Annotated in this window: 9 protein-coding genes and 1 pseudogene; all 10 read right to left on the bottom strand. The window is 36.5% G+C overall.

Features of this window, described 5'->3' with window-relative positions; genetic code table 11:
- Positions 1–155 precede the first annotated feature (155 nt).
- The gene (locus CKF58_RS05915; protein ID WP_222987730.1) at positions 156–977 is read right to left on the bottom strand and encodes a TPM domain-containing protein; all 822 of its coding nucleotides are present in this window, start codon (positions 975–977) and stop codon (positions 156–158) included.
- Between the two features lie 84 nt (positions 978–1,061).
- A complete protein-coding gene (locus CKF58_RS05910; RefSeq protein ID WP_119531935.1) occupies positions 1,062–1,658 on the bottom strand; it encodes a LemA family protein in 597 nt (198 codons plus the stop codon).
- Complete coding sequence (locus tag CKF58_RS05905; protein ID WP_119531933.1) at positions 1,648–2,496, bottom strand: hypothetical protein; 849 nt, start codon at positions 2,494–2,496, stop codon at positions 1,648–1,650. The genes CKF58_RS05910 and CKF58_RS05905 overlap by 11 nt, the downstream gene beginning before the upstream one ends.
- A gap of 14 nt (positions 2,497–2,510) precedes the next feature.
- Positions 2,511–3,593, bottom strand: coding sequence for a uroporphyrinogen decarboxylase (gene hemE, locus CKF58_RS05900; protein WP_245959242.1), 1,083 nt, complete (start codon positions 3,591–3,593; stop codon positions 2,511–2,513).
- A gap of 191 nt (positions 3,594–3,784) precedes the next feature.
- Positions 3,785–7,975 (bottom strand): annotated as a pseudogene (rpoC, locus tag CKF58_RS05895) (DNA-directed RNA polymerase subunit beta'); the annotation flags it as partial.
- 16 nt (positions 7,976–7,991) lie between these two features.
- Positions 7,992–12,059, bottom strand: a complete 4,068-nt coding sequence (rpoB, locus tag CKF58_RS05890) for a DNA-directed RNA polymerase subunit beta (protein ID WP_119531927.1) — start codon at positions 12,057–12,059, stop codon at positions 7,992–7,994.
- A 118-nt stretch (positions 12,060–12,177) separates the two neighbouring features.
- A complete protein-coding gene (gene rplL, locus CKF58_RS05885; RefSeq protein WP_119531925.1) occupies positions 12,178–12,549 on the bottom strand; it encodes a 50S ribosomal protein L7/L12 in 372 nt (123 codons plus the stop codon).
- A gap of 56 nt (positions 12,550–12,605) precedes the next feature.
- A complete protein-coding gene (gene rplJ / locus CKF58_RS05880; protein ID WP_119531923.1) occupies positions 12,606–13,109 on the bottom strand; it encodes a 50S ribosomal protein L10 in 504 nt (167 codons plus the stop codon).
- 232 nt (positions 13,110–13,341) lie between these two features.
- The gene (gene rplA, locus CKF58_RS05875) at positions 13,342–14,028 is read right to left on the bottom strand and encodes a 50S ribosomal protein L1 (RefSeq protein ID WP_119531921.1); all 687 of its coding nucleotides are present in this window, start codon (positions 14,026–14,028) and stop codon (positions 13,342–13,344) included.
- A gap of 6 nt (positions 14,029–14,034) precedes the next feature.
- On the bottom strand, positions 14,035–14,463 hold the full coding sequence (gene rplK, locus CKF58_RS05870; RefSeq protein ID WP_119531919.1) for a 50S ribosomal protein L11: 429 nt from the start codon (positions 14,461–14,463) through the stop codon (positions 14,035–14,037).
- Positions 14,464–14,548 lie beyond the last annotated feature (85 nt).

Genomic DNA, 14,548 nt, shown 5'->3' with positions numbered 1-14,548 from the left:
AAATACCAAAGCTTAACAGTTTAATATGCTAACTACTCTTAGTCTCTATGCATTTTGAAGTTAATTACCATATTCTAAAAAGCAAATATAAAAAATTCTTTCAAAAAATCCCCTCACATCAATGAGGGGTCTATTATTTTGAATATTAAATTGTGTTACCAGCTACCACCAGCGCCACCACCACGTGAGCCACCTCCACCGAAGCCGCCCCCGCCAAAATTAGTAAAGCCTTTAAAACCATCATTACGATCATTATCTCGATTATTTCTTTGATGTTCTCTTCTTTTAGCTCGGTTGCTTTGTTCGATCGAACCAATTAACCAAAGAACATTTAAAAACATATTTGCCATACGATTATTTGTCGTTGGTCGAGATTTATTTTTTGTAAATCTGTAAGCATAATCTGCAATAAATACATAGAACAAGATTACACCTATCATGAGAAAAATAAAAGCTGGAACTACGTAATCGAGTATACTCTCATCGCTTTCTTGAGCTAATACCTTTTGTACACTTTCAGGGATTTCTCCAGCAATAGTTTGCATAATAACATCTATTGACTGATTTAAACCTGCATAATAGTTACCTTCTTGAAATGCTGGTTTTAGATAGTGTCGTTGTATAGAGCCCAATAAAGCGTCTGTTAATACTCCCTCAATACCAGGACCAGGTGCAAAGAAATATTTACGATCTTCCATTGCTACTAGCAAGAGTAGACCATTTTGCTTTTCTTTGTCACCTATTTTCCAACTATTCATGAGTTTAAAAGCATAGTCAGAAACTTTTAATCCTTCGGTTGTAGGAACAAGTACTAGAACTATAATTGCTTGCCCTTTTTGATTGAAAGCATCTAATTTTTGGTTTAATGTAGCTAACTGTTGGGCTGTTAATGTATTTGTATAATCATTTGCAGGTTGTAAATTTTGAGGAACTTTTGGTAAATTTAAACTAAAAGCATTGTTAATACTAAATACCAAGCTAAATAAACAAAGTAAGATAAATTTACAAACGTTTAAACTTCTATAATTACTTAGCATTAAGTACCTCAATTTTCACGACCATTAGTTACCAAAATCTACAGTTGGTGCATTCTCAGCTCCAGCTGTCGCGGTAAAATAAGGTTTAACTTTAAAACCTAGAATTTTGGCATACAGATTATTTGGGAAGGTTACTAACTGCGCGTTGTATAGTCTAACTTTAGCATTAAAATCATCGCGAGCAAAAGCAATACGGTTTTCAATACCTTCTAATTGATTTTGCAGATTTAAAAAGCCTTCATTTGCTTTCAGGGTCGGGTAGTTTTCAGTTACCATTAATAAACGACCTAAAGCTGTACTTAAGTTATTTTGTTCGCTTTGCAGTTGAGCTAATTTTTCAGGAGTTAAATCATCAGCCGATACTTTAATCGAAGAAGCACTTGCACGTGCTTTTACAATATCTTCTAAGGTTTTACTTTCAAAATTAGCTTGTCCTTTAATTGTATTAACTAAGTTAGGAATTAAATCATAACGACGTTGAAATTGCGTTTCTACTTGTGCCCATGATAGTTGAACATCTTGTTCATAAGCACTTAGTTTATTGTAAGTGCTAACACTACGAAAACCTAGAAATACTACTACCGCAAGTAATACCAACCAAATAATGTGCTTAATTTTCATAAACTGTACCAATAAATTTGTTGTACTCTCTAATGTATTGTTTTAACGCTGATTTTTGAATTTTAGCTAATTGAGCTTCAAACTGTTTAAGAGTAGGAGTTTTATTATTTTCTACTTTAGTAGTTAGCAAACGATAAACTTCCCACTGACGAGTAAGCTCAGTTTCAAAAAGCGCATATTCACTTAAACTTTCGTTAGTTAAATGTTGGTTTAAACTTACTTCGTAGAAATTACGCTGGTAATAGAGATTAAACAGACTTGTTTCTTGTGCCATTAAAATTAGACCAGCTTCTTCATTATTAAGTACAGCTTCAATAGCAGCAATTAATTGGTATAAATAATCTACTACGCTTTTGATAATTAAAAATACGAGATTATCATTGCTTTCATTTTCAGCCGCGTAGAAATCAAAACCTGTATTACAAAAATCAATTACATCTAGAGCTTGATCAACAAATGAATCAAGACTTTCAATTTGAATTTCGGTATATAAATTTACTGGTTTTTTCAGTAAATAAAGAACATCTTGAATTTGAGTTAGTGAACCAAGTAGAAATACACAAGCATCTAAATGTTTGCTATTGATATTAAATGGAGCTATTAAGTCAGTTTCTACAATTTGTTCTTGATTAGCAAATTGATACATTTGTTCAATATCTAAACTTCTTACTAACTCATATAAATAGCTAATTTGCTGTTCTAAATTTGCGGCAATAAAAACTTGTAAATCTTTAATGCTTAATTTATTTACTCGACTATGAATTGCATTCGAGTAAATATTTTCTGGGCGTAAAGAATTTAAAAGGATTTTATGATCCAAAAGATGGGCATTATACATATGGGCTTAAAACCTTATTTCTTTGCTGTAAATTCTGCTAAAGCTTCAAGCATAATTGCCGGAGCTTCTACTGGTATATCTTGATGTATACCATGTCCAAGATTAAATACATGTCCTAAATTATATGCAGGTTCATTTTGACTGTAATCTAGAGCATAATCAGATACGGCTAATCGTACATTATTACGAATAGTTTCACGATCACCATAAAGAATAGATGGATCTACGTTTCCTTGAATTGCAACTTTATCACCAACTAAAGAACGAGCCTCACCTAAATTAACTGTCCAATCTACACCTACAGCATCAGCACCTGAACCAGCAATATGTTCAAGCCATAAGCCACCGCCTTTAGTAAAGACAGTAACCGGCACTCTACGACCATTTGCCTGACGTGTTAATTTACTAATTACTTTTTCCATGTAGCTTAGACTGAAAGCTAAATACTCACGATGAGCTAATACCCCACCCCAAGTATCAAAAATCATTACAGCTTGAGCTCCAGCTGCTATTTGCGCGTTTAAATACACAGCAACATTATCAGCTAGTTTATTAAGTAATTTGTGTAAAACAGATGGTTGACTATACATTAAAGATTTAATTTTGGTAAATTGTTTTGAAGATTTACCCTCAACCATATAAGTTGCTAAAGTCCAAGGACTACCACTAAAACCAATTAATGGCACGCTGCCTTGTAAATTAGTTTTAATTGTTTCTACAGCTTTAATTACATATTGTAAATCGGTATTAGGGTCAATAATACCTAAACGTTCAATATCAGCAAGACTAGTAATAGGTCTTTCAAAATGCGGACCTTCCCCTTGACTAAAATATAAACCAAGACCTAAAGCGTCTGGAATAGTCAAAATGTCAGAAAAGAGAATGGCTGCATCTAAGTTATATCTTCTTAGAGGTTGTAATGTAACTTCACAAGCTAACTCTGGATTTTTGCATAAAGACATAAAATCACCAGCTTGCGCACGAATCTCGCGGTATTCTGGTAAATAACGTCCTGCCTGTCTCATCATCCATGCTGGAGTGCGTTCTGTGGGTTCTCTTAATAGAGCGCGTAAATATAAATCGTTTTTAAGTTCCAAAGTATGTCCCTGGTTTGTGATTTCTAACCATATTTTTAGCATAATTATACCATAAATTGATGAATTTAACCCTGTAGAGACACGAAAAAACCTCTCACAAAGTGAGAGGTTAAAATACTTAAATGAGTTAAATTTTTCGGTATAAAGAATTATTTTAGTTCGTCTGCAATTGCTTGTCTTAGACGTTCAATATCCTTTTTCTTAGCTTCGGCATAACCTGTACCAGATGGAATTAAACGACCAACAACTACGTTTTCTTTCAGACCACGTAATTCGTCTTTCTTACCTGCAATAGCAGCTTCTACTAACACTCGAGCTGTTTCTTGGAATGAAGCAGCAGAGATAAACGATTCAGTAGCTAACGAAGCTTTAGTAATACCTAAAAGCTCACGTCTGTAACCGATTAATGGATATCCTAATTTCTGACGAGCTGTATTTTCAACTTTGATTTTCGCTAAATCTACTTGCTCACCAAGGATAAATTCTGAATCTACTGAATCAGTTACAATTACTTTACGTAACATTTGACGAATAATCACTTCAATGTGTTTATCGTTAATTTTTACCCCTTGTAAGCGGTAAACTTGTTGTACTTCATCAACGATAAATTCAGTTAAAGCAACTACACCACGTAAGCGAAGAATATCTTGAGAAGCTTCTGGACCATCTGAGATCACATCACCTTTCTTAACTTCTTCACCGTCAAATACGTTTAGAGCACGCCATTTAGGAACTAATACTTCCCAAGCTTCACCATCAACCTCTCCGTCAGTACCAAATGGTACGATACGAATACGTTTCTTATCTTTGGTATCTTTACAGAATGTAACGCGACCATCGATTTCAGCAAGGATTGCTGGTTCTTTTGGACGACGAGCTTCGAATAAGTCAGCAACTCGAGGAAGACCCCCTGTAATATCACGGTTACCAGATCCTTCGATTGGCATACGCGCAATTGGGCGACCACGTTCTACTAGCTCACCATCGCGAATAGTCACGATTGTTTTTGGTTGAAGAATTACTTGTGCTGGTACACGACCTTCATCTAAAAGAATGTCATTGCCTTCAGCATCAACTAATTTAATTAATGGACGTAAATCTCTACCTGATTGTGGACGTTGACCCACATCAAGAACTGTAATTGAAGAAATACCAGTATTTAAATCAGATTGTTCTTTAACAGATTGACCAGGAATGATATCTACGAATTTCGCGTAACCAGTAACTTCAGAAATTACAGGAGTATTGTGCGAATCCCAAGTAGCGATTTCATCACCAACTGTTACAGGGTCACCATCTTTAACTTTGATTGTTGCCCCGTATGGAACTTTATGCACTTCGCGTTTAGTACCATTACGATCGAAAATAATGATTTGTGCTTTACGAGATACAATTACGAAGTTACCTTCTGGAGTATCAATTAGTTTAGATTCTTCTAAACGTACGATACCATCAGTTTTAACTTTAATTGAGTTTTCAGAAGCACCACGTGTCGCAACACCACCTAAGTGGATCGTACGCATGGTTAACTGTGTACCAGGCTCACCAATCGATTGAGCAGCAATAATACCTACAGCTTCACCTTCGTTAATCATTGTACCACGTGCTAAATCACGACCATAACATTTAGCACACACGCCGTGTTCATTTTCACATAGAACAGGAGAACGAACATACACTGAATCCACGTGATTGTTATCTAACACATCACAAAGCTCTTCAGTTAATAGTTCACCACGACGAATTAAAACGCGTTCTGAATCTGGAGCAGTTACGTCTTTAGCAACTACACGTCCTAATACACGGTCTCTTAGACGTTCTTTAATGTCACCACCCTCGATAACCGCAGTCATAAGAATAGATTCTTTTGTTTCACAGTCATCACGAGTAATTACTACATCTTGCGCCACGTCTACTAGACGACGAGTTAAGTAACCAGAGTTCGCAGTTTTTAACGCTGTATCTGCTAGACCTTTACGAGCACCGTGGGTAGAAATAAAGTACTCTTGCACGTTTAGACCTTCACGGAAGTTTGACGTAATCGGTGTATCAATAATCGAACCATCTGGACGAGCCATTAGACCACGCATACCAGAAAGTTGACGTACGTTAGCAATCGAACCACGGGCACCTGATGTAGACATCATGTATAAAGAGTTCATTGACTCTTGTTTCACTAAATTACCTTCAGCATCGATAACATCATCAGTTTCGATGTTTTTCATCATTGCTTTAGTAATTTCTTCTGAAGCACGAGCCCAGATATCGATTGTTTTGTTGTAACGTTCACCAGCAGTAACTAGACCGTCGTTTTCTTGTGCTTTAACTTCAGCTACTTCTTCGTAAGCTTTAGCTACGATTTCGTATTTAGCGTCAGGGATCTTCATATCTTCAATACCGATCGAAGCACCTGATAATGCCGCATATTTGAAACCGGTGTACATAATCTGGTCAGCTAATGCTACAGAAGCATCGTTACCAAGATCACGATAACAAGCATTAAGAACTTGTGCTACTTGTTTTTTACCTAGTGCACGGTTGAATAGCTCAAAGCGCATTTTCTTAGGCGCAATTTGCCATAAAATCGCACGTCCTACAGTTGTATCGTAAACTGTAGTTAAAGGAATTAAATCATCAGCACTGCTTTCTTGAATGTTTAGATCTAATTTACCTTCAGGAATATCTGAAATGCTTAACCATTCTGTAATACGTACTTTTACTTTAGCGTGTAGATCAGCTACACCAGTTTGATACGCAATCTCAGCATGTTTTGGAGATGCAAACATCATGCCTTCACCTTTCACGTTGATATTGTCACGTGTCATGTAGTAAAGACCAAGAACGATATCTTGTGATGGAAGAATGATTGGATCACCATTCGCTGGAGATAGAATGTTGTTGTTCGACATCATTAACACACGAGCTTCTAATTGAGCTTCAAGTGTTAATGGTACGTGAACCGCCATTTGGTCACCGTCGAAGTCAGCGTTGAATGCCGCACACACTAATGGGTGAAGTTGAATAACTTTACCTTCAATTAGAATTGGCTCGAACGCTTGGATACCTAAACGGTGAAGTGTAGGCGCACGATTTAACAGAACTGGGTGCTCTTTAATTACACAATCTAAAGCATCCCATAATGCTGGTTCTTCACGTTCTACAATACGACGAGCTGATTTAATGCTATCAGCTGCACCAGTGGCAATTAAGCGACCATAAACGAACGGACGGAATAATTCTTTAGCCATTAGTTTTGGTAAACCACATTGGTGTAATTGTAGATATGGACCTACAGAAATAACCGAACGACCTGAATAGTCAACACGTTTACCTAATAGGTTTTGACGGAAACGACCTTTTTTACCTTTAATAATATCTGCTAAAGATTTTAATGGACGTTTGTTTGAACCTGTAACTGGACGTGAACGACGACCGTTGTCTAAAAGAGCATCAACTGACTCTTGTAACATACGTTTTTCGTTACGGATAATCATTTCCGGAGTTGGATTTGATGGATCTGTTAAACGTTTTAAACGGTTGTTACGGTTAATTACTGAACGGTAAAGTTCATTTAAATCAGCTGTAGCAAAACGACCACCATCTAACGGAACTAATGGACGTAAAGCAGGCGGTAATACAGGTAGTACAGTTAATACCATCCATTCAGGTTTGTTACCAGATTTATCAAATAAATCTAATAATTTTAAACGTTTAGAATATTTTTTACGTTTAGTTTCTGAATTAGTATTTTCTAGCTCTTCTTTTAAGAATTCGATTTCTGATTTAACATCAATTGAACGAATTAATTCAAGAATCGCTTCAGCACCCATAAGTGCTGTCCAACCAGAAGTACCGTTAATTTCAGCGTATTGTTCATATTCTTCAGGAGTTAAAAGTTGACCTTTTTCTAAGTCAGCTTGAATACCTGGATCAGTAACAACATAGCTATCAAAACGGATAATACGATCTAAATCGTTTAAAGTCATATCTAAAATCGTACCAATACGACTTGGTAACGATTTTAAGAACCAGATGTGTACTACTGGAGCTGCTAACTCAATGTGTCCCATACGTTCACGACGTACTGAAGACTTAGTAACTTCAACTCCACATTTACTACAAATAACACCGCGGTGCTGTTTTAAACGCTTGTACTTACCACATAAACATTCATAGTCATTTACTGGACCAAAGATTTTGGCACAAAATAGACCATCTGTTTCAGGTTTAGAAGTACGATAGTTGATTGTCTCTGGTTTTTTAACTTCACCGTGAGACCATCCACGAATCGTTTCCGGGCTAGCCAAGCTAATAGTAATTGAGTTGAAATCTGAATCATCTACAGGGATGATTTGATCTACTACAGATTTAGCAATTGTCATGTTTTAGCCGCCTTGGTTATTTATCAAAGTCCATATTTAGACCGAGTGAACGAATCTCTTTAATTAACACGTTAAATAGTTCAGGAAGGTTTGCTTTCATTTCTTGTTTACCTTCTAGAATATTTTGGAAAATCTGACGACGTCCTTCGATATCATCTGATTTAACAGTTAACATTTCTTGTAGAGTATAAGCAGCACCATATGCTTGTAATGCCCATACCTCCATCTCACCGAAACGTTGACCACCAAATTGCGCCTTACCACCTAGAGGTTGTTGTGTAACTAAACTATATGAACCGATCGAACGAGCGTGCATTTTATCATCTACTAAGTGGTTCAGTTTTAACATGTACATGTAACCAACTGTTACCGGACGATCGAATTTCTCACCAGTTCTACCATCATAAAGTGTAATTTGACCACTTGTTGGTAATTCTGCTAATGCTAATAATTCTTTAATTTCTTCTTCGGTCGCACCATCAAATACTGGTGTTGCTACCGGTAAACCGTCACGTAAGTTATTTGCTAAAGTAATGATTTCTTCATCAGTAAATTGACTTAAATCAACTTTTTGACGATTATTTTGACCAACATCGTAAGCTTTTTGGATATAGCCTCTTAGTTTTTCAACTGAAGCTTTAGCTTCGATCATCTTATTGATTTGGTCACCAATACCTTTAGCAGCTAAACCAAGGTGAGTTTCTAGAATTTGTCCTACGTTCATACGAGAAGGTACCCCGATTGGGTTTAACGCTAAATCGATTGGGTAACCATGTTCATCGTATGGCATGTCTTCCACAGCATTAATTTTTGAGATAACCCCTTTGTTACCGTGACGACCAGCCATTTTATCCGCTGGTTGAATTTGACGTTTAACCGCAAGATAAACTTTAACTGTTTTAAGAACTGTAGGTTGTAAATTATCAGTTTTAGCTAATTTTTCACGTTCTTTTTCTAAACGCTCTTTAATACTTGCACGTTGTTGTTTAGCTAATTTTGCTAAATCTTTTAATTCTTCAGCAACTTCAGCGTTTTTCACGTGAATTGTTGATAATTCATTAATGTCAGCTTCCATTACATCAGCTTCAGATACACCTTCTTTAATTAATAAAGAACGCATACGAGACATAATAGAACCAACAATAATATCAACTTCAGAAACGATTTCTCTTTCTGCTTTAGCTAAAATTTCTGCTTCAATTTGTTTTGTACGAGCATCTTTTTCCACGTCATCACGTGTAAATACTTGTACGTCAATAACTGTACCAGAAACAGAGTTAGGTACACGTAAAGAGTTATCTTTAACTTCTGCTGCTTTAATGTTAAAAATTTGATTTAACAGTTTCATTTCAGCATAGTTAGTAGTGTTTTGTTCAGTCTTAGGAGTTACACGACCAACAAGGATATCACCACCTTTAACTTCCGCACCAATATGAATAATTCCAGATTCATCTAGTTTAGCTAGTAAATCTTTATTCACGTTTGGAATATCAGCAGTAATTTCTTCATTACCCTGTTTAGTTTCACGAGCTGAACACACTAACTCTTGAATGTGAATAGAAGTAAATCTATCATCTTGAACTACGCGCTCAGATACTAAAATTGAGTCTTCGTAGTTATAACCGTTCCATGGAATGAAAGCTACACGCATGTTTTGACCAAGCGCTAATTCACCCATGTCAGTAGCAGCACCATCAGCTAACACTTCACCACGACTAATTTGATCACCAATGTTTACACATGGAGTTTGGTTAATCATAGTGTTTTGGTTAGAACGTTGGTATTTAGTAACTTTATAAATATCAACGCCAGCATCACCTGGTAAGCACTCTTCTTCGTTTACTTTAACGACAATACGCGCACCATCAACATACTGAACAACACCACCACGTTTAGCAACAATAGATACACCTGAGTCAAGTGCAACTACTTTCTCCATACCAGTACCTACTAAAGGTTTTTGCGCACGGATAGTTGGCACGGCTTGTTTTTGCATGTTTGATCCCATTAGAACACGTTTAGCGTCATCGTGCTCAAGGAATGGAATTAATGCCGCAGCAACAGATACGATTTGTTGAGCTGACACGTCCATGTAAGAAATTCTTTCAGGTGGGAACATACCAGTCTCACCACCACAACGTGCAGGTACTAATTCTGTTGCAAAAGAGTTATCTGGATTTAACTTAGCGTTACCTTGAGCGATTACCACGTTTTCATTTTCTTCTAATGGTGATAAGTACTCAAATTCGTCAGTTACAATACCATTTACTACTTTACGGTAAGGAGTTTCTAAGAAACCATATTTATTCGGTCTAGCGAACGTAGCTAAAGAGTTAATTAGACCGATGTTTTGACCTTCTGGTGTTTCAATCGGACAAATACGACCATAGTGAGTTACGTGTACGTCACGGATTTCGAAATCAGCACGTTCACGTGTAACACCACCAGCACCTAATGCAGAAATACGACGTTTATGTGTAACTTCAGCTAGGGCATTGTTTTGATCCATGAATTGCGATAATTTAGAACCAGTAAAGAATTCACGTACAGCTGATGATACAGGTTTGTGATTGATTAATGCTTGTGGTGTTAAGTTTTCTAAGTCACCGTGTGTTAATCTTTCACGTACAGCACGGTCAACACGCACTAAACCAACTCTGAATTGGTTTTCAATCATCTCACCTACAGCACGGATACGACGGAAACCTAAGTGGTCAACGTCATCTACAGAAGCTGTACCGTTACGCACAGCAACTAATTTTTGTAAAACCTTAACGATATCTTTAGGACGTAATGTAGATTCTTCTTCTGAAACTTCATCTTTACTAATACCTAAAGATAGATTAAATTTCATACGACCTACAACTGATAAGTCGTAACGATCTTTGTTGAATAATAAGTTGTTAAAGTATTTGATTGACACATCAGAATCGCGATGACTTACTTCTGCATCAGCATCTGATTGCTCATCATTAAGTACTTTATAAATTTCGAAACACGCAGAAGCTACATCATTTGTAGAATCACGACGTAATGTTTCTGAAATATATGCACCTTCTTCTACTTCGTTAGTATAAATAGTAGAGAAAGCATCTACTTTGTGCTCTTGTAAAGCAACAAAAGCATCTGGAGGTAGGATATTATTTGCCGCAAAAATCACATCACCTGTTACACGTGATTTAATATCATTACGTACAACACGATCGGCTAAGATATCATGAGGAACTTCTACCCATTCAACACCATCAGTTTTTAACTGACGTACAACACGTTCAGTAACTTTACGACCAGCTTCTAAATACTCTTTTTCAGCTGTGAAAATAGGCCAAGGTAAGTTTTCACCCTTAATTTTAGGGAAGATATCTGTACGGATAAATAATTTATCACCTTTAATGCGATATGCAACTTCTGAGAAGAATTGAGCTAAGATTTCTTCAGTAGTGTAACCTAAAGCGTGAAGAATTACAGTTGCTGGTAATTTTTTACGCTTGTCGATACGCATATTGATAATATCTTTGGTATCGAACTCGAAATCTAACCAAGAACCACGGTAAGGGATAATACGCGCACTATATAGTGTTTTACCTGATGAGTGAGTTTTACCTTTATCTGATTCAAAAATAACACCTGGTGAACGGTGTAATTGGCTAACAGCCACGCATTCAGTACCATTGATCACGAAAGAACCGTGTTCAGTCATGATAGGAATTTCACCAAAGAATACTCTGCTTTCTTTAGCGTTACGAACTTGGCGGCTTGTTTTGTTATCGAATGTAACGAGACGTAAGTTTACGTATAATGGAACTGCGTAAGTTTGACCACGAACTTGACATTCTTGTGGATTATATAATGATTCACCTAATTCATAATCAACGTATTGAAGTTCAGCTAAACCATTATTACTTTGAATAGGAAAAATTGAACGGAAAACGGATTCTAATCCTTGTTTACCATCTGGATCTTTAGTAATAAATTTATTAAACGACTCAATTTGAATCGATAATAAATAAGGTACATTTAGAATTTCTTCCTTTTTACCGAAATTTTTACGAATTCGTTTCTTTTCGCTGGGAGTCAACGACATACATTCGCCTCATTTAAGTAATTTTTATTAAAGCACAAAAAGCTGAAGACTAATTTTTAGCCCTCAGCTCTTTTTTAATTGATGTAGTTAGATAAAATATCTAGTTCTAACTGATATATTATTTAACTTCAGCTTCAGCACCAGCTTCTTCTAATGCTTTTTTCAGTTCTTCAGCTTCTGCTTTAGAGATGCCTTCTTTAACTTTAACTGGAGCAGATTCTACTAAATCTTTAGCTTCTTTTAAGCCTAAACCAGTTGCACCACGTACTGCTTTAATTACAGCTACTTTGTTCGCACCGAATGCTTTTAATTCAACGTCGAACTCAGTTTTCTCTTCAGCAGCAGCACCTTCACCACCAGCAGCTACAGCTACTGCAGCTACAGCAGCAGAAACACCGAATTTTTCTTCCATTGCAGATACTAATTCTACAACTTCCATTACTGACATCGCAGCAATTGCATCTAAAATTTGATCTTTAGTTAATGACATAGTTATTATTCCAAATAAGTAATTATTAAAAAATTAAATTAATTTAAGTTATTGCATTAAGCAGCTTCTGCTTCTTTTTTATCAGCAACTGCTTTAAGTGTACGAGCAAGTTTACCAGCCGCAGCTTCTTTCATAGTACCAGCAAGACGAGCTAAAGCTTCTTCTAATGTTGGTAATGAAGCTAGAACATCGATGTTAGCAGCAGAGATAAACTCTTTGTTGAATGCCGCACCTTTGATTTCGAAAAGTTTGTTGTCTTTAGCGAAATCACGGAAGATACGAGCTGCAGCACCTGGATGTTCGTTAGAGAAAGCTACAATTGTTGGACCTGTGAAAGTATCAGTTAATACTTCAAAGTCTGTGTCTTTAACTGCACGACGTAATAGAGTGTTACGAACTGTACGAACAGTAACACCTGCTTCACGAGCTTTTTTACGTAGCTCGGTCATTTTAGTTACTTCTACACCACGTGCATTAGCAACTACTGCAGATAGAGCACTTTTGGCAGCTTCGTTCACTTCAGCAACAATTACTTGTTTGCCTTCTAATTTTAACGCCATTTTAAGCTCCATGTTTCTCTATTGAGAGTTTAAATAAATAAGGTTATTACCTTATTACCATAACAGGAAGCAGTAAAAAATAAAGTTGTATATTAATTATCTGCCCCATCTACGTAGGAAATTAAGACTTGCGTCACCTACGGTCTTCGACTTACCACAATCTCACGATTGTGGAGGTCAGAACTTGGAATATTGTCTAGCAATTACTCCAAGTTTTTAATTCGATATTCTACTATTCTAAGCCAGAAACATCAACTAGTAAACCAGCACCTTGTGTAGTACTTAAGCTTACTTTTTGAATGTAGATACCTTTAGCATTTGCTGGTTTAGCACGACGTAATGCGTTTAATAATGCAGTTAAGTTACCTTTGATTGCTTCAGCGTCAAAGCTTAATTTACCTATTGAAGCGTGGATAATACCTGCTTTATCGTTACGGAAACGTACTTGACCTGATTTAGCATTTTTAACTGCTGTAGCAACGTCAGCTGTTACTGTACCAACTTTAGGGTTTGGCATTAAACCTTTTGGACCTAAAACAGTACCTAAAGCACCAACTACACGCATAGCTTCTGGAGAAGCGATCACTACGTCGAAGTCTAAGTTACCTTTACGTACTGAATCTGCTAAGTCTTCCATACCAACCACATCAGCACCAGCGTCTAGTGCAGCTTGTGTGTTAGTTGTGAAAACTGCTACACGTACAGTTTTACCTGTACCGTGTGGTAAAACTGTTGCACCACGAACTGTTTGATCAGTTTTACGAGCATCAATACCTAAGTTTACAGCAACATCTACTGATTCAACGAATTTTGGAGAAGCGATCTCTTTTAATAAAGCAACAGCTTCATCAACGCTATATACTTTAGCTTTATCAACTTTAGAGTTGATTAGTTTTTGACGTTTAGTTAATTTAGCCATTATCAATTACTCCTCAACCTCTAAACCCATTGAACGAGCTGTACCAGCGATAATACGCATTTTCGCTTCTAAGTCAGCACCTGTTAAATCAGGGTTTTTCATTTCAGCAATTTCTTGTAATTTTGCTTTAGAAATTTTACCAACTTTTTGCGTATTTGGACGGCCTGAACCTGATTTAATACCAGCAGCTTTTTTCAGTAATACTGATGCTGGTGGAGTTTTAGTTTCGAAAGTAAAAGATCTGTCAGAGTATACTGTGATTACAACAGGAACTGGTAAACCTTTTTCTACGTTTTCTGTACGAGCGTTGAATGCTTTACAGAATTCCATAATTGAAACACCTTGTTGACCAAGAGCTGGACCAACTGGTGGAGCTGGGTTAGCCATACCAGCTGCAACGTGTAATTTCACGTATGCTTGAACTTTTTTAGCCATTTTTCAAATTTCCTAAATGCGGGTTAAATCGTAGTTGAAAATCTACTACCCAAAAATTAAATAACTTTATTAAATGAATATTCTT

The sequence above is a fragment of the Psittacicella hinzii genome, from assembly GCF_003585935.1.
Taxonomy (GTDB): Bacteria; Pseudomonadota; Gammaproteobacteria; order Enterobacterales; family Psittacicellaceae; genus Psittacicella; species Psittacicella hinzii.
The sequence above is the reverse complement of the archived record's forward strand: the minus strand, read 5'-3'. Positions and strand labels throughout refer to the sequence as shown.